We start from the raw sequence: 19398 nt of genomic DNA, 5'->3' as shown, positions 1-19398 counted from the left end.
CCCTCACCCGCCCCGACGGCACCCCCCTGCGCGTCCTCGTCGTCGACGACGACCCCGATCTCGCCGAGGTGCTCTCCGGCGCCCTGCGCTACGAGGGCTGGCAGGTCCGCGCGGCCGGCGACGGCGCCTCCGCGCTCGCCGAGGCCCGCGAGCTGATGCCGGACGCGGTCGTCCTCGACGTGATGCTCCCGGACACCGACGGCTTCGCCGTGCTGCGCTCCCTGCACGCCGTGAAACCGGACGTCTGCGTGCTGTTCCTGACCGCCCGGGACGCGGTCGAGGACCGTATCGCCGGCATCACCGCGGGCGGCGACGACTACGTCACCAAGCCCTTCAGTCTGGAGGAGGTCGTCGCCCGGGTCCGCGGTCTGCTGCGCCGGGCCGGCATGGCCCGCCAGCTGGAGGAGGGCCCTCGTCTCACGGTCGGGGACCTGGTCATGGACGAGGACTCCCACGAGGTCACCCGCGCCGGCGAACTCATCGAGCTGTCGCCCACCGAGTTCGAGCTGCTCCGCTTCCTCATGCGCAACCCGCGCCGGGTCCTCAGCAAGGCGCAGATCCTCGACCGGGTCTGGTCCTACGACTTCGGCGGCCGCGCCCATGTCGTCGAGCTGTACATCTCCTACCTGCGCAAGAAGGTGGACGCCGGCCGCGAGCCGATGATCCACACGGTGCGCGGCGCCGGGTACGTGCTCAAGCCGGTGGCGTCATGAGGGTGCCGTGGCGACGCCTGCCCCGGCCCCGCACCCTGCGGGCCCGGCTCACCGTCGGCCTGGTCGTGCTGCTCGCGGTCAGCTGCGCCGCGGTCGGGGTGGCCGCGGTGTTCGAACTGAACGGGTTCCTCCTCAGCCGGCTGGACCAGCAGCTGACCGAGGCCGGGAACCGGTTCGCCGTGAGCCTGGAGCACAAGGTGCTGCCCGACGACCACGACGGCGACGAACACGGCGACACCCGCCGGCAGTCCACGGGCACCCTGGGCGCCCGTCTGGTCGGCGGGACGGTCACCGACGCCGCGGTCGTCCGCTCCGACGGCATCCAGCACGTCCCGCTGAGCGCGCAGGACAAGAAGCGGCTCACCGGGATTCCCGCCGACGGCCGAGGACACACCGTCCGCCTCTCCGCCCTGCACAGCTACCGGATCGTCTCCTCCCAGGGCGCCGACGGAGACGTACTGCTCACCGGACTGCCGCTGGAGCCGGTGGAGGCCGCGGTCCACCGACTCGAACTGGTCTCGGGGATCGTCTTCGGCGCCGCACTCACCGTCACCGGCGTGGTCGGCGCCTTCTGGGTCCGCTGGTCGCTGCGCCCGCTCAGCCGGGTCGCGGCCACCGCCACCCGGGTCAGCGAACTCCCGCTCGCCAGCGGCGAGGTGGCGCTGCCGCCCCGGGCACCGGAGTCCGACCCGCGCAGCGAGGTGGGCCAGGTGGCCGGGGCCTTCAACCGGATGCTGGGCCATGTCGAGGACGCGCTCACCAAACGGCACGCGAGCGAGGAGCGGCTGCGCAGCTTCGCGGCCGACGCCAGCCATGAACTGCGCACCCCGGTCGCCTCGGTCCGCGGCCACGCGGAACTGGCCCTGCTGCACCCCGGCCCCGTACCGCCGGAGATCGACCGCGCCCTGGAACGCATCGCCGCGGAGTCGTCCCGGATGGGCGAGATGGTCGACGAGATGCTGCTGCTGGCCCGCCTCGACGCGGGCCGCCCGCTGGAACGGCAGCCCGTCGACCTCACCATGCTGGTCCTGGACGCCGTCACCGACGCCCGTGCGTCGGGCCCCGGGCACCGCTGGGAGCTGGACCTGCCCGAGGAACCGGTCACCGTCGTCGGCGACAGGCACCGCCTCCACCAGGTGGTGGCCAACCTCCTGGCCAACGCGCGTCTGCACACTCCCGCGGGCACGAAGGTCACGGTGACCCTGGAGACCGAGGACTCCGCCGCCGTCCTGCACGTCCACGACGACGGGCCCGGAGTCCCCGAGGACATCCAGCCCGGCGTCTTCGAACGCTTCACCCGGGCCGAACACCGCCGCCGCGCGGACGCCTCGGGCGGTGGAGCGGGGCTGGGCCTGTCGATCGTGGCGGCGGTGACCGAGGCGCACGGCGGGAGCGTGGAGCTGGAGAGCAGGCCGGGGTCGACGACGTTCACCGTGCGCATCAGTACCGGGTGATCGCCGTGTTCCCGCTCGTCGTGCCGATGGCGATGTGCGGCTTCTTCCCGGGAGCGGCCCACCGCAGGATCGCCCGCATCGCGTCACCGGGCACGGACACGCAACCCGCCGTCGCCCCGCGCCCGTTGACGTGCAGGAAGATGCCGGCTCCGCGTCCCCGGACCGGCTGCTGGTAGTTGAACCCGATGACGAGGGCGTAGGCGTACTGCGTCGGGTAGTCGCCGAGCCGTTCCGACTCCGACGCCCGGCAGTCGGACGGACGCGGTTCGGTCCAACGGTTGTAGGAGCGCGACGCGTTGTCCTCGCACCACCACGAACTCGCGTGCACCGGGCGGTACTTGTACGTGGTGCCACTCGGTGCGCCCTTGATCCCGAAGGCGAACGGAAGGTCGTACAGCCCGGTGGGCGTGGTGTTCGTGTTCTGCTTCCGGGAGGCCCCCTCGACCAGCCCTTTCGCCCCGAACCGGGCGGAGGCGGAACCGGCTTTCACCCACCGCCCGTTCCTGCGGTCCCACCAGGTGAGGGTGCCGGTGGTCGAACTCTTCGTGGGGGCCACGGCGGTGATCAGCTGGGTACCGCCCCCGGTGTCGGCCATGCGCGCGGGAAGCGGTGCCACGGCGTTCGGCGCGGCGGCACCGAGGGCCAGCAGGGACGCGGACGCCAGAGCGCCGGCGACGGCAGAGGTTCGCATGGCTCAGACCGTAGAGGGCGGCAGCGGCAACGGCAGCCCGGGTAGGCCATCCAGGCTGGTCGCGATGTGCTCCTTCTTGGTGAAGTAGGCGTTCAGCGAGGCGTCGTCCTCGCGCGCGAACCGCTTGCCGTGCAGGTCGCGGTCCTCGTCGTACGTCATGAAGGGCACCGCGTAACCGCAGGTGTCACGGACGAGTTCGGCGCGCACCACGATGATCGCGCGCAGCCCGTGCCGGGTCTCGTCGATGTCCGGGAAATGGGTGAGGAGTTGAGCGAACCGCGGGTCGTCACGGAAGACCGGCTCGCCGCGCCCGTGCACCCGCACGATGTTCGGCGGTCCCTGGAACGCGCACCACATCAGCGTGATCCGCCCGTTCTCCCGCAGGTGCGCGATGGTCTCGGCGTTGGACCCGGCGAAGTCCAGGTAGGCCACGGTGAGTTCGTCCAGCACGGCGAACGAACCCGTCAGGCCCTTGGGGGAGAGGTTGACCGTGCCGTCGCCGGAGAGCGGGGCGGTCGCGGTGAAGAAAAGAGGCTGCGCCTCGATGAACGTACGCAGCCTGCCGTCTATGCGCTCATAAGTCTTTCCCACGCCTGACGATTATGAACGCGATCCTTTCGCCTGTCTAAGGAATTGCGGGGTCCGGGTGCCGGATCCCGCCGCGGCCGCCCCGGCCGGCGCTTCATCGGGGCGGCCACAGCGCCTGTCACGTCACTTGGTGAGCGTGCAGGCGGCCAGCGAGTCCAGGCCGGTCGGCTTGGTCGAGGTGCGACCGATCGCGATGGCGATGCGGTCGATCGTCGACTTCCGCTTGTCCGCCAGCGGGCCGAGGATCGCGTTGTTCACGAAGTTCGGTCCGCCCTGGCCGACGGTGGTCTGCAGGCGCTTGTTGGCCTCGTCGATCTGGGTCTGCAGCAGGGTGAGGTTCCGGGTGACCTCGGCCTGGGCGGAGGCCGGGATCGCGGGGAGCTTCGAGGCGACGTCCGGGCAGCTGATGGTGCCCACGCCCGCCGCGCCGGTGCCGGTCTGTCCGCCCGCGTTGGTGTTCGCGGCCCCGCCGGCGTTCGCCTTGCCACCGTTGTTGGCCTTGCCGCCCGCGTTCGCGTTGTTGCCCGCGTTGGCGTTGCCGGTGTTCGCGTTGCCGCCGCCGGCCGCGTTGAGGGCGCACGGCGCGAGCGAGTCCAGGCCGGTGGGCTTGGCGGCCGTGCGGCCGATGGCCGTGGCGATGCGGTTGATCGTGGCGACGCGCTTGTCCTTGAGCGGGCCCAGGATGGCGTTGTTCACGAAGTTCGGTCCGCCCTGGCCCACCGTGTCGACCAGGCGCTTGTTGGCCTCGTCGATCTGGGTCTGGAGCAGAGTGAGGTTCCGGGTGACCTCGGCCTGGGCGGAGGCCGGGATCGCGGGGAGCTTCGAGGCGACGTCCGGGCAGCTGATGGTGCCCGGGGACGCGGCCAGGGTCCGGGCGTTGTTCGCGCTGCTGCTCTTGGAGGGGGTCCCGGCGAGGGCGGTACCGGCGATGACCGCTCCGGACAGCGCCACCGCGGCGGCGCCGCCGATGATCGCGACGCGACGCTTGTTGTACTTCGGAAGAGCCCTGGACATGCGGATGCCTCACTGGGGTCTGGAGTGACAGTTCTGTCACTGGTGTGTGACTGGGGTTTACAAACGCGGCGCCTGCGCTCGGCGAGAGGTACGGGAAAGCGGTTACGCATGTTCAAGTCGACTTGAGATTGGCGCGGGCCAACCCCTTGAATTGACGAATCATGCAGAGCTCTGCATAATCATGCATGTCAGTGAGCGCTTCGACTGACCCCGACGACCCCGAGGAGCAACGCAAGTGAGCAGCAACAGCGGTGACGTCCGGCTCTGGGGCGGACGTTTCGCCGACGGCCCCTCCGAGGCCCTGGCGAAGCTGTCCGCGTCCGTCCACTTCGACTGGCGGCTGGCGCCGTACGACATCGCCGGTTCCCGTGCCCACGCGCGCGTGCTGCACAAGGCGGGGCTGCTCACGGACGACGAGCTGACCCGGATGATCGCCGGCCTCGACCAGCTGGAGGCCGACGTGGCCGACGGCTCGTTCGTGGGCACGGTGGCGGACGAGGACTGCCACACGGCGCTGGAGCGGGGGCTGCTGGAGCGCGTCGGTCCCGAGCTCGGCGGCAAGCTGCGCGCGGGCCGCTCCCGCAACGACCAGGTCGCGACCCTCTTCCGGATGTACCTGCGGGACCACGCCCGCACGATCGGCGGTCTGATCGCCGAGCTCCAGGACGCGCTGATCGGCCTCGCGGAGGCCCACCCGGACGTGGCGATGCCCGGCCGCACCCACCTCCAGCACGCCCAGCCGGTGCTGTTCGCCCATCACGTCCTGGCCCACGCCCAGTCCCTGTCCCGGGACGCCGAGCGGCTGCGCCAGTGGGACGAGCGCACCGCGGTCTCCCCGTACGGCTCCGGCGCCCTCGCGGGCAGCAGCCTCGGCCTGGACCCCGAGGCGGTGGCGAAGGACCTCGGCTTCGAGCACGGCAGCGTCGGCAACTCCATCGACGGCACGGCCTCCCGCGACTTCGTCGCCGAGTTCGCCTTCATCACCGCGATGATCGGGGTGAACATCTCCCGGATCGCCGAGGAGATCATCATCTGGAACACGAAGGAGTTCTCCTTCGTGACCTTGCACGACGCGTTCTCCACGGGCTCGTCGATCATGCCGCAGAAGAAGAACCCCGACATCGCCGAGCTGGCCCGGGGCAAGAGCGGCCGCCTGATCGGCAACCTGACAGGCCTGATGGCCACGCTCAAGGCGCTCCCGCTGGCCTACAACCGGGACCTCCAGGAGGACAAGGAGCCGGTCTTCGACTCCATCGACCAGCTGGAGGTCCTGCTCCCCGCCTTCACCGGCATGATGGCCACGCTCACCGTCCACCGCGAGCGCATGGAGGAACTGGCCCCGGCCGGCTTCTCCCTCGCCACCGACATCGCCGAGTGGCTGGTCAAGCAGGGCGTCCCATTCCGCGTGGCGCACGAGGTGGCGGGCGAGTGCGTCAAGGCCGCCGAGGCCGAGGGCAAGGAACTGAACGACCTGACGGACGACCAGTTCGCCAAGATCTCCGCGCACCTCACCCCGGACGTGCGGTCCGTCCTGAACGTCCCGGGCGCCCTGGCCTCCCGCAACGGCAGGGGCGGCACGGCCCCGAGCGCGGTGGCGGTACAGCTGGCGGAAGTGAAGGCGAACGTCGCTGCTCAGCACGCGTGGGCTGAACGCCGCTAGGGGCGCGGGGCCGTGTTGGATGTGCGGCTGCCGCCGCGCGGGCGACAAGCCACGACGGACTCGCACCCGCCGAAACACTGCGCAACCCACCCGCTGAAGCGAAGGGCATCCCGAGCTACGTTGTCGGCATGCCCTTCGCCCGCCTCGCCACAGCAACCACCCCCACCTGCCACATCGGTCTGGGCCTCGCCGCAGTAGGTCGCCCCGGCTACATCAACCTCGGCCGAGACGAAGACCTGGGAGACAACCGGAGCGTCGAGACGCTACGAGCCCGCACCCACGAACTCCTCGACGCCGCCTACGCCCAGGGCGTCCGCTATTTCGACGCGGCCCGCTCCTACGGCCGCAGCGAGGAGTTCCTCGCGGACTGGCTCAACGACAACCCCGGCCGAAACGACGTGGTCATCGGCAGCAAATGGGGCTACACCTACACCGCCGACTGGACCACGGACGCCGAACAGCACGAGGTCAAGGACCACAGCCTCGCGACCTACGAGCGCCAGCGCGCCGAGACCGCGGCCCTCCTCGGTGACCACCTCGACCTCTACCAGATCCACTCGGTGACCCCCGACAGCCCGGCGCTCACCGACAAGGAACTGCACTTCAAGCTCGCGGAGGCCGCCGCCCAGGGCCTCACCGTCGGCTTCTCCACCAGCGGCCCGGCCCAGGCGGACGCGATCCGCGCCGCCCTCGCCGTGACGGTCGACGGCGAACCCCTCTTCCGTGCCGTCCAGTCGACGTACAACGCCCTCGAGACCTCGGCCGCCCCCGCCCTCGCCGAGGCGCACGACGCCGGCCTGACGGTGATCGTCAAGGAGGGCATGGCCAACGGTCGTCTCGCACAACCGCACGCACCGGACGCCCTCAAGGCGGTGGCCGCCGAGACGTCCCTCGGCTGCGACGCCGTCGCCCTCGCCCTGATCCTGCGCCAGCCGTGGGCCGGCGTCGTCCTCTCCGGCGCCGCGACCCTCGGCCAGCTCGCCTCCAACCTCCACGCCGCCGTCGTCGACCTCGACGAGGACCAGCTGACCCGCCTCGCCACCCTCGTCGAGGAGCCGCAGGAGTACTGGGCGAAGCGCGGCAGCCTCCCCTGGCACTGACCCGCAACCACTCCTGACTCACCCGTGTGAGTCACTCGCGCAGCGAATGAGACATCAATGTCTCATATGGGCTAGACTTGCCTCATGCCTGTCGACCGTGACCACGTCCTGCGCTCCGCCGCGGCCCTGCTGACCCGCAAGTCCACCGCGACGATGGACGAGGTCGCGAGGGCGGCGGGGATCAGCCGCGCCACCCTGCACCGTCACTTCGCGGGGCGCGACGCGCTGGTACGGGCGCTGGAGTCGCTCGGGATCGCCGAGTGCGAGGCGGCCCTGGACGCGGCCCGCGTGGACGAGGGCCCGGCGGCCGACGCCGTACGGCGGATGGTCGTGGCGATCGAACCGGCGGCCGCGCTGCTCGCCTTCCTCTACACCGAGAACCAGCTGTTCGAGGGGGAGGAGCAGAACGCCGGCTGGACCCGTATCGACGACCGCATCTCCGCGCTGTTCCGGCGCGGGCAGGAAAGCGGTGCCTTCCGCATCGACCTCACCCCCGCCTGGCTCACCGAGGCGCTCTACGGCCTGCTGGCCTCCGGCGCCTGGGCCGTGATGGAGGGCCGGGTGGCCCGCAAGGACTTCACCTTCATGATCACCGAGCTGTTGCTCGGTGGCGCACTACGGAGAGAGGAATCATGACCAGCACCCTGCAGCCGGCGACCACGACCGAGGCGGTGAAGCGCCCGGGCCGCTGGCTCGCGCTGTCCGTCCTCGTGCTCGCCGTGCTGCTGGTGGCCGTCGACGCGACCGTCCTCGGTCTCGCGACCCCGTACATCAGCGAGGACCTGAGGCCCACGGGCACCCAGCTCCTCTGGATCGGCGACGTCTACTCGTTCGTCATCGCCGGTCTGCTCGTCTCGATGGGCAGCCTCGGCGACCGCGTCGGCCGCAAGCGGATCCTGCTCGGTGGCGCCACGGCGTTCGGCGCGATATCCGTCCTCAACGCCTATGCCACGACACCCGAGTTGATGATCCTGGCCCGCGCCCTGCTCGGCGTCGCGGGCGCGACGCTCATGCCCGCGACCCTCGCCCTGATCCGCAACCTCTTCCACGACCCGCGCGAGCGCAGCCTCGCGATCGGCATCTGGGGCGCGACGGCCTCCGCGGGCACGGCGGTCGGCCCGATCGCCGGCGGTTTCCTGCTCGAACACTTCTGGTGGGGCTCGGTCTTCCTGATCAACCTGCCCGTGATGGCGGTCCTGGTGCTGGTCGGCATCCGCACCCTCCCGGAGTCCAGGAACCCCCGCCCGGGCCCCTGGGACCTGACCAGCGTCGCCCTGTCACTCATCGGCGTGATCGGCGTCGTCTACGCGGTCAAGGAGGCGGCGACCCACGGCTTCACGTGGCCGACCCTCGCCGCGGGCGCCCTCGGCGCGGCGGCCCTGACCTGGTTCGTCCGGCGCCAGCTCACCCTCGCCACCCCGCTGCTGGACATGCGCCTGTTCCGCAACCGCGGCTTCAGCGCCGCGGTCCTGGCCGACCTGCTGACCATCCTCGGCATGTCGGGCCTGGTCTTCTTCCTCTCCCAGTACCTGCAACTGGTGCAGGGCAGGCGCCCGTTCGAGGCGGGCCTGGCCGAACTCCCCGCCGCGGTCGGCGCAGTGGCGGCGGGCCTGGTCGCGGGCCGGGCGGCTCGCCGCTTCTCGGTCCGCGCGGTGGTCTCCGGCGGCCTCGCGGCGGTGGGCCTGGCCCTGGCGGCCCTGACCCTGATCACCGAGTCGACCGGCTACCCCCTGCTCGGCACGGCTCTGCTCGTGGTGGGCGTCGGCGCCGGCTTCTCGTTCACGGTCACGGCCGACGTCATCCTCTCCGCCGTACCGAAGGATCAGGCAGGCGCGGCCTCCGCGGTCTCGGAAACGGCCTACGAACTGGGCGCGGCCCTGGGCATCGCCATCCTGGGCACGATCGTGACGGGCGTGTACCGAGACTTCCCGTCCCCGCCGGGCACACCGCCAGGGGCACACGAGTCACTGGGGGGAGCGGTGGAAGCGGCGCAGGGCATGTCGGCGACCGGTGCTCAGCAACTGCTGTCGTCGGCGCGAGAAGCCTTCGTGGACGGCCTGTCACTCGCAGCCGGCGCAGGCGCAATCGTGCTGCTGGCAACGGCGATCGCAGCATGGTTCATGCTCCGAAACCAACGGCTCGACAGCGCCCCCTAAGGGGCGCGGGGCTGTGTCGATGTGCGGCTACCGCCGCGTGGGCGCGACCAGCCCCCACAGACCCGCACTCGAATTTGAGCCGAGCCGTCGGAGACCTACGCGGCTTTCGCCTTCGTCGCATACATGTCCACATACTCCTGCCCCGACAACCGCATGACCTCGGCCATCACGGAATCCGTCACGGCCCGCAGCACGTACCGGTCCCGGTCCATGCCGTCGTACCGCGAGAACTCCATCGCCTCACCGAAACGAACGGTCACCTTCCCCGGCCGCGGCATCCCCGCGCCCCCCGGCTGCAACTTGTCCGTGCCGATCATCGCGAACGGAACGACGGGCGCACCCGTCATCAGGGTGAGGCGCGCGATGCCGGTACGGCCGCGGTACAGGCGCCCGTCGGGGGACCGCGTGCCCTCCGGGTAGATCCCGAAGACCTTGCCCTCCTCCAGCACGCGCCGCCCGGTCATCAGCGCGGCCACGCCGCCGCGACCGCCGTCCCGGTCCACCGGGATCATGCCGACCCCGGTGAAGAACCAGGCCATCAGCCGTCCCTTGAGGGTCTTGCCGGTGACGTACTCGTCCTTGCCGATGAAGAACACCTGCCGGTCGCAGACGAGCGGAAGGATCATCGAGTCGATGAAGGTGAGGTGGTTGCCGGCCAGGATGACCGGGCCGTCGCCCGGGATGTGCTCCACGCCCTCCACCTGTGGGCGGAACATCAGGCGCATGATCGGTCCGAGCACTGCCTTGATGAGCGCGAAGCGGGACAACGGGCCCTCCGGTGTCAAGCGGTTCTTTATGAGTCTGTGCAGGTGAGGACGATACTCGCGGTCCGAGGCGTCGTGCACATCGGGGACACGGCGTTCACCGAGGTCTTACGCGCTGTTGACGTTGGTTCACCTGCGGTGACATCGCGTTTCCGGCCCGTAACCGGCCCGGAACCGTGTGACGGAAGTCGCCCCGTTCAGACGCGTCCTGCCTTATGGCTTACGACATTCCGAGTCACCCGCCTGTTCCGGTTCAGGCCTCCCTCGCGTCATGTCGACCCACCTACCATCGCGCCGGACACAGACGACGGGCCGACGCCAGGGGAGGCGCTCATGGGAACGCAGGAGAACGAGCAGACAGGCGGCACCGGGCGGCGCGCGCTCCTCGGCGCGGCGGTGCTGGGAGCGGGCGGAGCCGTACTGGGCCTGTCCGGCACGGCGAGAGCGGCGGGAGCGGGACACACCGGCGGCGGGCTGAGGAGCCTGCCGAAGCCGACGATCATCGGTCACCGCGGCGCCAGCGGCTACCGGCCCGAGCACACCTTCGGCTCCTACAACCTCGCCCTCGACCTGGGCGCCGACATCGTCGAGGCCGGCGACCTGGTGCCCACCAAGGACGGTCATCTGGTGTGCCGGCACGAGCCGGAGATCGGCGGGACGACGAACGTCGCCGACCACCCCGAGTTCGCCGACCGCAAGACCACCAAGGTCCTCGACGGGGTCTCCACGACCGGCTGGTTCACCGAGGACTTCACGCTCGCCGAGCTGAAGACGCTGCGCGCGATCGAGCGCATCCCGGCCAACCGCCCGCACAACACCCTCTACAACGGCCGCTGGGAGATCCCCACCTTCGAGGAAGTCCTGAAGTGGCAGGACGAGCAGACCCGCAAGCGCGGCAAGCAGGTCTGGATCTACCCCGAGACCAAGCACCCCACCTACTTCCGCAAGCTGGGCCTCGGCCTGGAGGAGCGCGTCGCCAAGCTCCTGCACAAGTACGGCAAGGACAAGCGGAACTCGCCGGTCATCCTGCAGTCCTTCGAGCCGAGCAGCATCCAGCGGCTGAACACGCTGGTCGACAACCCCCTGGTCGTCCTGCTCTCCGGGGCGGGCACCCGCCCCTGGGACTTCGTCGAGGCCGGTGACCCGCGCACCGTCGCCGACCTGATCACCCCCAAGGGCCTCCGGGAGATCGCCGGCTACGCGCAGGGCCTCGGCCCGACCCTCGACCTGATCATCACCAAGAAGGCGGACGGCAGCCTCGACAAGCCGACCACCCTGGTCTCCGACGCGCACAAGGTCGGCCTGATCCTGCACCCCTACACGATGCGCAACGAGAACCCCTTCCTGCCCGCGGAGTTCCGCAAGGGCACGGCCGCCGACGGCTACGGCGATCCCTTCGGCGCCTTCAAGGCATACTTCGCCACCGGCATCGACGGCGTCTTCACCGACAACGCCGACACGGGCGTGCTGGCCCGCGCCGACTTCGTCAACGGATGAGCGTCCGGCCCCGGTTGGGGTGAACAGCCGGCCGCCCGGGCAACCCACCGCCCGGGCGGCCGCGTCGTGCCGCATATGACGCACGATCTCGTCGCCACCCTGCGCCCCCTGCTCACCGCCGAGGCCTCGGCCGAGGCACATGCCTCCGGTACGGAACCCGCCGACCTGGAACAGGCGGTCTGGCTCCGGCTGCTGGAGCGCCTCGACTCCGCCGGGCCGCCCCGCGACCCGCACGGCTGGCTGCGCCGGGCCGTCCGCTCCGAGGCGCGCCGCAGCCGCCGCACGAACCGTCGCGAGCGGCCGTACGCCGACGAGCCCGTGGACGACACCGGCCGTGACCCCGAGCACCTCGCCCTCGCCGCCGCCCACGCGCGGGCCCTCAGGGACGCGGTCCGCCGCCTCCCGGGGCGCTGTCCCCGGCTGCTGGAGGCGCTGCTCTCGCCGAAGGACCTGACATACCGGGAAATCGCGGGGGAGTTGGGTATCTCACAAGGAAGTCTCGGCCCGGAACGCTCCAGATGTCTGGGATGTCTTCGCCGTTTGCTCACATCGGAGGTTGCGGCCCGCTGAGCGCGGGGATAGGAGTGAGGGACAACGTGGCGATCAGGTGAGCGGGAGGCGTGCGCACATGGGCATGAGCGTGACCATCTCGGTGGCGACCGAGCAGGACGCGGAGCAGATCTTCAGGCTGCAGTACCTGTGCTTCCAGAGCGAGGCGGCGCTGTACGGCAACTACCGCATCGACCCCCTCGTCCAGAGTCTGGACTCGGTCCGCCAGGAGGTGGCCTCCGACTGCGTCTTCGTCGCGCGCCTCGGCGAGGAGGTGGTCGGCTCGGTGCGCGGCCACGTCACCGAGGACGGCTCCGCCTCCATCGGCAAGCTCTGCGTCCACCCCCGTCTGCAGGGCCACGGCATCGGCGCGCGGCTGCTGCGCGCCGCCGAGACGGCCCTGGTGGAGGAGCGCGGGGCCAAGCGGTTCCGGCTGCACACCGGCCACCGCAGCGAGGGCAACCTCCGCCTGTACCGCCGCGTCGGCTACGAGACGGTCGGCACCTCCCAGGGCGCCGACGGCGTACCGATGATCGTCCTGGAGAAGCCGGCCGAGGCCTACGTCACTACGGCGTGACGGCGCGGTTCCTGCGCAGCCAGTACAGCGCCGAGATCGGCAGCAGCACCGGGATGAACACGTACCCCATGCCGTAGTCCGACCACACCGTCGCGTCCGGGAAGGCCGACTTGTCGACCAGCGTCCAGGTGCCGACGATCAGCACGCCCGCGAGTTCGGCGGCGCAGCAGATCTGCGCCGCCTTGCGGGCCGTCTCCCCGCCGCGCACCAGCGTGTACGTGATGAAGCCGTAGACGACACCGGCCACGGCGGACAGCGCGTAGGCGAGCGGGGCCCGGTCGAACTCGGTCGCGATCTGGTAGACGGAGCGCGAGACCGCACCGACGACCATCACGCCGTAGAACCAGACGAGCAGCATGCCCGGCCCGCTGATCAACCGTGTCCTGGTCGGCTTCTCCTCCGTCACGGCCACCTCAGCCTCCCCAGATGTCATAGAGCCGCACCTCGAGCACGGCCAGCACCACACCGCCGGCGGCCACCGTCACCGAACCCCAGCGGGTGCGCTCCGCGAGCGACATGAAGCCCGCCGCCGGCACGCACGCGAAGGCGCCCAGCAGATACGCCACGAAGATCGTCGTCCCCTGCTCCGGCTTCTCGCCGCGCGCCAGCAGCACGACCCCGACCACCAGCTGCACCACGGCCAGCAGCGACACCACGGCCATGCCGATGAAGTGCCAGTCCTTGGTCGGCTGGTCCCGATACGCGGCCCAGCCGCACCAGGCGGCGAGCAGCAGCGCGGCGACCCCGGTCACCAGGGTCAGGACGGTGAGCATGTCGTGACCTTATTACGGCGGAAATGGTCCGGCGCCGCCGACCCCTGTCCAGCACTGTCCGCCATGTGGACAGCGCGTTCTTGGCCGCTCCCATACGTCTGCTTTACTGATCGCATGACCACGACGAGCTGCCGCACCCTTGCGACCGAGGCGACCATGACGCCCGGTGCTCGTTGTCTGTGTCGAATGTGCGCCTTCTAGAGGGCCCCCGCACCACCCCGAGACTCGCGCCCCGAAGCGAGCCGCCGCGGCATGTCCCCGCGTCCTGAGCGACGCGTGTGACCGACCCGCCCCGCGCACGACTTTCCTCCCGTACCCGGGCACACCCACGCCCGCGTACTCGACAGTGACGGAAAACCCCAGTGATCACGACTTCAGGCCTGACCAAGGTCTACCGCTCGCGCGGCCGTGAGGTCACCGCCCTGGACGGCGTCGACCTGCATGTCCGCGAAGGCGAGGTGTACGGCGTCATCGGCCAGTCCGGCGCCGGCAAGTCCTCCCTCATCCGCTGCGTCAACCTGCTGGAACGCCCCACCTCCGGCACGGTCACCGTCGCCGGTCAGGACCTCACCGCCCTCGCGGGACGCGGTCCCCGGGCCGGCAGGGAGCTGCGGCGGGCGCGCAGCCGTATCGGCATGGTCTTCCAGCACTTCAACCTGCTCTCCTCGCGCACCGTCCAGGACAACGTCGAACTGCCCCTGGAGATCCTCGGCAAGTCAGGGAAGGAACGGTCCCGCAAGGCGCTGGAACTACTGGACCTCGTCGGCCTCGCCGACAAGGCGAGCGCCTACCCCGCCCAGCTCTCCGGCGGTCAGAAGCAGCGCGTCGGCATCGCCCGCGCCCTGGCCGGCGACCCCAAGGTGCTGCTGTCCGACGAGGCCACCAGCGCCCTCGACCCGGAGACCACCCGCTCCATCCTCCAGCTGCTGCGCGACCTCAACCGGCAGCTCGGCCTCACCGTCCTGCTCATCACCCACGAGATGGACGTCGTGAAGTCGGTCTGCGACTCGGCCGCGCTGATGGAGAACGGCCGCATCGTCGAGTCCGGCACGGTCGGCGAACTGCTCGCCACCCCCGGCTCCCAGCTGGCCTCCGCGCTCTTCCCGGTCGGCGGCGACGCCACCGGTGAGGACCGCACGGTCGTCGACGTCACCTTCCAGGGCGAGGCCGCCACGCAGCCCGTCATTTCCCAGCTCTCGCGCACCTACAACATCGACATATCGATCCTCGGCGCCGCCATCGACACCGTCGGCGGCCTCCAGGTCGGCCGGATGCGCATCGAACTGCCCGGCCGCTACGAGGACAACGTCGTCCCGATCGGCTTCCTGCGCGAACAGGGCCTGCAGATCGACGTCGTGGGCGCGCCCCAGCTGGTGAAGGAAGGTGCCGAGTGACCTGGTCCGAGATGCAGCCCCTGCTGTCCCAGGCGTGTTGGGACACGCTCTACATGGTCGGCTGGTCCACCCTGATCGCCGTCGTCGGCGGACTTCCGCTCGGCATCCTGCTCGTCCTCACCGACCGGGGCGGACTGCTGCAGAACGTCCTGGCCAACAAGGTCATCGGACAGGTCGTGAACATCGCCCGCTCGATGCCGTTCATCATCCTCATGGTCGCGCTGATGACCTTCACCCGCTGGATCACCGGCACGACCATCGGCCGCGAGGCCGCCATCGTGCCGCTGGCCATCGGCGCCATCCCGTTCTTCGCCCGCCTGGTCGAGACGGCTGTCCGCGAAGTGGACGGCGGGCTCGTCGAGGCCGTGCAGTCGATGGGCGGCAACACCTGGACGATCGTCCGCAAGGTCCTCGTACCGGAGGCCCTGCCCTCGCTGATCGCCAGCACCACCACCACGATCGTCGCCCTCATCGGCTACTCCGCCATGGCCGGCACGGTCGGCGCCGGCGGACTCGGCGACATCGCCATCCGCTACGGCTACCAGCGCTTCGAGACCGAGCTGATGTGGATCACCGTGGCGATCCTCGCCGTGGTCATCTCCGTCATCCAGTTCGCCGGCGACTTCGCGGCCCGCTCGCTGCACTCCCGGGGCGGACGCTCCGGACCCGCGCCGAAACTGCGGCTGCTGAAGGGCGAGGAGCCGGCCGCGGCCGACGTCGGCAAGGTCGCGTAGGCGCCACAGGCGCCCCTCTCAGACTCCCCGCACCACCGACCGCGGGGTCGCTGCACCCAAAAGGAAAGGCACTTTTCGTGCGTAACACCGCAAAGCTCAGCACCGCCGTCCTCGCCGCCGGAGCCCTCACCTTCGGGCTCACCGCCTGCGGCTCGGGCTCGGACTCGGCATCGAGCTCCTCCGACCACAGCGGACCGCTGGTCGTCGCCGCGAGCCCCACCCCGCACGCCGAGATCCTGAACTACGTGAAGGACAACCTGGCGAAGAAGGCCGGACTCGACCTGGAGGTCAAGGAGTTCCAGGACTACATCGTCCCGAACACCGCCACCGAGGACGGCTCGGTCGACGCCAACTACTTCCAGAACCAGCCCTACCTCGACGACTTCAACGCCAAGCGCGGCACCCACATCGTGCCCGTCGTCACGGTGCACCTGGAGCCGCTCGGCCTCTACTCCCACAAGATCAAGAAGGCCGACGCCCTCAAGAGCGGCGCGACGATCGCCGTCCCGAACGACGCGGTGAACGAGGCCCGCGCCCTCAAGCTGCTCGCCGCGAACGGGCTCATCACCCTCAAGGACGGCGCCGCCAACGAGGCGACCCCGCAGGACATCGCCAAGAACCCCAAGAACCTGAAGTTCAAGGAGGTCGAGGCGGCCCAGACCGCGCGCTCCCTGGACGATGTCGACGCCGCCGTAGTCAACGGCAACTACGCCATCTCCGCGGGCATCAAGCCCGCCAAGGACGCGCTCGTCCTGGAGTCCGCGAAGAACAGCCCGTACGGCAACTTCCTCGCGGTGAAGAAGGGCAACGAGAAGGACCCGCGCGTGAAGAAGCTCGCCAAGCTGCTCACCTCGCCCGAGGTGAAGAAGTTCATCGAGGACAAGTACCAGGGCTCGGTCATCCCGTCCTTCTGAGCCGGGGCGTTCTCTGCCGACGGCACGTATACGGCGTATCGGCACGCACGGGGTCCACTCGCTTACGTGCGGTGGACCCCGTGGTGCGGTTCCGGGGGGCCATGCTGCATGCTGGGCAGTTCAGCAGGTCCTGAACATTTTCCATAGGTTACGGAGCGGCGCATGGCGAGCACCTTCCCCAACATCTCCATCAGCACGGAGCGGTTGGTGCTGCGTCCATTCGACGAGGACGACACGTCCGCGCTGGTCGAGATGATGAACGACGAGCAGGTCATCGCCTGGACCTCCGTCCCGCACCCCTACACCGAGGCCGACGCCCGCCGCTGGGCCACCCAACTCGCCCCGGCCGAACGGACCGAGGGCCGCGGCATCGTCTTCGCGGTGACGGAGTTCCTCACCCAGCGCCTCGTCGGCATCGTGCACCTCCAGAACACGGACTGGCGCGTCCGCTCCAGCGAGATCGCCTACGTCATCGCCCCCTGGGCCCGTGGCGAGGGCTACGCCTCGGAAGCGGCGCTCGTCACCGCCCAGTGGCTCTTCCAGGACCAGAAGTTCGAGCGCCTGGAGTTGCGCACCGCCGCCGACAACACCGCCTCCCAGCAGGTGGCCCAGAAGATCGGCTGCATCAGCGAGGGCATCCTGCGCAACGCCTGGATAGCCCGTGCCAGGACCGGCGACGGCGAGTGGGCCGACGTACGCACCGACGTCATCGTCTGGAGCCTCCTGCCGGAGGACCTCGCCGGAGTCAGCGAACAACTGGCCGACACCGGTGGTTTCACCTCCTTCACCGACTGGAACTGAACCCTGGGGGCACCGAGAGGTACCCTCACGGAGCCCGACCTGCGTAAATCCCCTGGAGACCGACGACTATGGCCGACCGCGTCACGGTGATCGGGTGGGACGGATCGCCGCTGACCGCCGCGGCACGCTCCGCCCTGGGCGCCGCGACCCTGGTGGCCGGCGCCGCCCACCATCTGGCGCTGCCCGAGGTACCGCCCCACGCCGAGCGCATCCGGCTCGGCAGCGTCGCCCTCGCCGCCCGCCGCGTCGCCCGCCACCGCGGCACCGCGGTCGTCATCGCGGACGGCGACCCCGGCTTCTTCGGCGTCGTACGGACGCTGCGCGCACCCGAGTTCGGCCTCGAGGTCGAGGTCGTCCCCGCCGTCTCCTCCGTCGCCGCCGCCTTCGCCCGCGCCGGCATGCCCTGGGACGACGCACACGTGGTCGTCGCCCATCGCCGCACCCTGCGACGCGCGGTGAACGTGTGCCGCGCCCACACCAAGGTCGCCGTCCTCACCTCACCCGGCGCCGGCCCCGCCGAACTCGGCCTGCTCCTGGAGGGTGTGCACCGCACCTTCGTCATCTGCGAGGAACTCGGCACCGAACGCGAACAGGTCACCGTCGTCACCTCCGACAAGGCCGCCGACCACACCTGGCGCGACCCGAACGTCGTCATCGTCGTCGGCGGCACCGCCGGCGCCGCGGACGGCGGCGGCTGGATCGCCGGCCGGGACCCCGCCGCCGCCCCCCGCGGCTGGACGCTGCCCGCCGAGGCCTACGGCGGTCTCATGGGCGAGGGCGAACTGGAACCGCTGCGCGCCGCCCAACTCGCCCGGCTCGGCCCGCGCGTCGGCGACCTGGTGTGGGACATCGGCTGCGGCAGCGGCGCGTTCGCCACCGAGGCCGCCCGCGCCGGGGCCGCCGTCATCGCCGTCGACCACGACCCGCGCGCCTGCGAACGGACCGATGCCAACGCGCGCGCCTTCGGACTCCAGCTCCAGGTCGTGCACGGCACCGCCCCGCACGTGCTGGAGAACCTCCCCGAGCCCGACGTCGTGCGCGTCGGCGGCGGGGGAGCGGCCGTCGTCTCCGCGGTCGCCGACCGACGGCCACAGCGCGTCGTCACCCACGCCGCCACCCGAGACGAGGCCGAAGTCATCGGCCGGGACCTCACCGAGCACGGCTACCGGGTCGAGTGCGCCCTGCTGCAGTCCGTCGAACTCGACACCAGGGCCTGGACGGAGAGGGAGCGGAGCGTCGCGTTCCTGCTCAGCGGCGCGCTCCCGGAGCGCACCCCGTGATTCCGTTGCCGTCCCAGTGATCCTGTTTTCTTCCCTCCCGGTGATCCGCTCGTCGTACCGCTCGCGGTAGGCTGGCCGACCGTTGTACCGCACCGGGTGGCCCGGCGTTTCGTTCGCCAATGTCCGGAAAACGCGCCCCTTTTGGGGTGGGTGTGGTACGCCGAAACCGGAGGGCGCGCAACGTGGCGCAGTCCACAGCGGACCGTCGCGGATCAAGGTGTCGCGACGGCGGGACGACCGGGACAATGCCACTGAATGGCTTTGTCGCCTTTTACGGGCGGGTCGTTCGTGCCGCTGGGCACGCACGCTCGTTCTTCACTGCGGGGGCGGTCGGTGCGCCGTTCCCGGTGGCTGGACCGAGAAGCACTAACCGATGGGCGAGGGGTACGCATGACCGACACCGGCCAGGTCCCGGGCGAGGGACTGCCGGAGAACTCAGGCATGGTGGAACAGCCGGGCGTTCCCGCGCACGGTGCGTACACCTACCTCTCCGAGACCACCGCCGAGGACGAAGACCTGTTGCTGCTGCCGGGCGCGCAGAGCCCCTGGGGCAACGAGGTCGCCCCGCCCGCGCCCGAGCCGGTCGTGGAGACCGTGCACGAGCCGGGCCCGCACGAGACGGCGGGCCGCGACAGCGGCTCGGTCGACCTCGGCGGCGTCCGCCTGCCCGACCCGGCCCCGGCGCCCGCGGCCCCGTCCGTGCCGATCCCGCCGATCACCCCGCGCCGCCCGCTGCACC

At 70.6% G+C, this 19398-nt stretch carries 21 protein-coding genes; 15 read left to right on the top strand and 6 right to left on the bottom strand.

Annotated features, from left to right (window positions below):
• Together GRC12_RS26670 and GRC12_RS26665 are read left to right on the top strand one after the other, a co-directional pair.
• On the top strand, window positions 1-713 hold a 713-nt coding region (locus GRC12_RS26670; RefSeq protein ID WP_244373811.1), incomplete at its 5' end, for a response regulator transcription factor.
• Window positions 710-2167 (top strand): sensor histidine kinase, encoded by a 1458-nt coding sequence (locus tag GRC12_RS26665; RefSeq protein ID WP_208781902.1) that lies wholly within the window; start codon window positions 710-712, stop codon window positions 2165-2167. The genes GRC12_RS26670 and GRC12_RS26665, both read left to right, overlap by 4 nt.
• Here the strand turns inward: GRC12_RS26665 and GRC12_RS26660 are convergent.
• From GRC12_RS26660 to GRC12_RS26650, 3 genes are all read right to left on the bottom strand, one after another.
• Window positions 2154-2858: a L,D-transpeptidase family protein gene (locus GRC12_RS26660; RefSeq protein WP_208781901.1), complete on the bottom strand. Its 705-nt coding sequence runs from the start codon at window positions 2856-2858 to the stop codon at window positions 2154-2156. The genes GRC12_RS26665 and GRC12_RS26660 overlap by 14 nt on opposite strands.
• A gap of 3 nt (window positions 2859-2861) precedes the next feature.
• A complete protein-coding gene (locus GRC12_RS26655) occupies window positions 2862-3449 on the bottom strand; it encodes a pyridoxamine 5'-phosphate oxidase family protein (RefSeq protein WP_208781900.1) in 588 nt (195 codons plus the stop codon).
• 120 nt (window positions 3450-3569) lie between these two features.
• Window positions 3570-4460 (bottom strand): hypothetical protein, encoded by an 891-nt coding sequence (locus tag GRC12_RS26650; protein WP_208781899.1) that lies wholly within the window; start codon window positions 4458-4460, stop codon window positions 3570-3572.
• 235 nt (window positions 4461-4695) lie between these two features.
• Between GRC12_RS26650 and argH the strand changes: the two genes are divergently transcribed.
• The 4 genes from argH (at window position 4696) to GRC12_RS26630 (ending at window position 9376) form a co-directional block, all read left to right on the top strand.
• Window positions 4696-6120 (top strand): argininosuccinate lyase, encoded by a 1425-nt coding sequence (gene argH, locus GRC12_RS26645; RefSeq protein WP_208781898.1) that lies wholly within the window; start codon window positions 4696-4698, stop codon window positions 6118-6120.
• Window positions 6121-6248: 128 nt separating this feature from the next.
• Window positions 6249-7220, top strand: coding sequence for an aldo/keto reductase (locus GRC12_RS26640; RefSeq protein WP_208781897.1), 972 nt, complete (start codon window positions 6249-6251; stop codon window positions 7218-7220).
• 84 nt (window positions 7221-7304) lie between these two features.
• Complete coding sequence (locus GRC12_RS26635; protein ID WP_208781896.1) at window positions 7305-7856, top strand: TetR/AcrR family transcriptional regulator; 552 nt, start codon at window positions 7305-7307, stop codon at window positions 7854-7856.
• Entirely contained in the window at window positions 7853-9376 is a 1524-nt protein-coding gene (locus tag GRC12_RS26630; RefSeq protein ID WP_208781895.1) for an MFS transporter, read from the top strand. The genes GRC12_RS26635 and GRC12_RS26630 overlap by 4 nt, the downstream gene beginning before the upstream one ends.
• Before the next feature lie 95 nt (window positions 9377-9471).
• Here the strand turns inward: GRC12_RS26630 and GRC12_RS26625 are convergent, their stop codons facing one another.
• The gene (locus GRC12_RS26625; RefSeq protein WP_133045042.1) at window positions 9472-10143 is read right to left on the bottom strand and encodes a lysophospholipid acyltransferase family protein; all 672 of its coding nucleotides are present in this window, start codon (window positions 10141-10143) and stop codon (window positions 9472-9474) included.
• A gap of 330 nt (window positions 10144-10473) precedes the next feature.
• Here GRC12_RS26625 and GRC12_RS26620 point away from each other — a divergent pair, with 330 nt between their 5' ends.
• The 3 genes from GRC12_RS26620 to GRC12_RS26610 all read left to right on the top strand — a co-directional run bounded on the left by GRC12_RS26620 (window position 10474) and on the right by GRC12_RS26610 (window position 12763).
• A complete protein-coding gene (locus tag GRC12_RS26620) occupies window positions 10474-11637 on the top strand; it encodes a glycerophosphodiester phosphodiesterase (RefSeq protein ID WP_208781894.1) in 1164 nt (387 codons plus the stop codon).
• A 75-nt stretch (window positions 11638-11712) separates the two neighbouring features.
• Entirely contained in the window at window positions 11713-12207 is a 495-nt protein-coding gene (locus tag GRC12_RS26615) for an RNA polymerase sigma factor (protein WP_208781893.1), read from the top strand.
• 58 nt (window positions 12208-12265) lie between these two features.
• Complete coding sequence (locus tag GRC12_RS26610) at window positions 12266-12763, top strand: GNAT family N-acetyltransferase (RefSeq protein WP_208781892.1); 498 nt, start codon at window positions 12266-12268, stop codon at window positions 12761-12763.
• On the opposite strand, the gene GRC12_RS26605 is transcribed toward GRC12_RS26610, so the two are convergent.
• Window positions 12753-13196: a hypothetical protein gene (locus GRC12_RS26605; RefSeq protein ID WP_244373810.1), complete on the bottom strand. Its 444-nt coding sequence runs from the start codon at window positions 13194-13196 to the stop codon at window positions 12753-12755. The genes GRC12_RS26610 and GRC12_RS26605 overlap by 11 nt on opposite strands.
• Window positions 13177-13536 (bottom strand): hypothetical protein, encoded by a 360-nt coding sequence (locus GRC12_RS26600; RefSeq protein ID WP_208781891.1) that lies wholly within the window; start codon window positions 13534-13536, stop codon window positions 13177-13179. Before GRC12_RS26600 ends, GRC12_RS26605 begins: the two co-directional genes overlap by 20 nt.
• Before the next feature lie 362 nt (window positions 13537-13898).
• Between GRC12_RS26600 and GRC12_RS26595 the strand changes: the two genes are divergently transcribed.
• From GRC12_RS26595 to GRC12_RS26570, 6 genes are all read left to right on the top strand, one after another.
• Window positions 13899-14930, top strand: a complete 1032-nt coding sequence (locus tag GRC12_RS26595; RefSeq protein WP_208781890.1) for a methionine ABC transporter ATP-binding protein — start codon at window positions 13899-13901, stop codon at window positions 14928-14930.
• Window positions 14927-15664: a methionine ABC transporter permease gene (locus GRC12_RS26590; RefSeq protein WP_208781889.1), complete on the top strand. Its 738-nt coding sequence runs from the start codon at window positions 14927-14929 to the stop codon at window positions 15662-15664. Before GRC12_RS26595 ends, GRC12_RS26590 begins: the two co-directional genes overlap by 4 nt.
• A 77-nt stretch (window positions 15665-15741) precedes the next feature.
• On the top strand, window positions 15742-16578 hold the full coding sequence (locus GRC12_RS26585) for a MetQ/NlpA family ABC transporter substrate-binding protein (protein ID WP_208781888.1): 837 nt from the start codon (window positions 15742-15744) through the stop codon (window positions 16576-16578).
• 162 nt (window positions 16579-16740) lie between these two features.
• Window positions 16741-17379 (top strand): GNAT family N-acetyltransferase, encoded by a 639-nt coding sequence (locus GRC12_RS26580; RefSeq protein WP_208781887.1) that lies wholly within the window; start codon window positions 16741-16743, stop codon window positions 17377-17379.
• A gap of 68 nt (window positions 17380-17447) precedes the next feature.
• Window positions 17448-18659 (top strand): precorrin-6y C5,15-methyltransferase (decarboxylating) subunit CbiE, encoded by a 1212-nt coding sequence (gene cbiE, locus GRC12_RS26575; protein WP_208781886.1) that lies wholly within the window; start codon window positions 17448-17450, stop codon window positions 18657-18659.
• A gap of 390 nt (window positions 18660-19049) precedes the next feature.
• The coding region (locus GRC12_RS26570; RefSeq protein ID WP_208781885.1) for a hypothetical protein at window positions 19050-19398 on the top strand (349 nt) is incomplete at its 3' end.

It is taken from the genome of Streptomyces griseorubiginosus, from assembly GCF_017614965.1.
Lineage (GTDB): Bacteria > Actinomycetota > Actinomycetes > Streptomycetales > Streptomycetaceae > Streptomyces > Streptomyces griseorubiginosus_B.
This window is presented reverse-complemented; position numbering and strand designations above follow the sequence as displayed.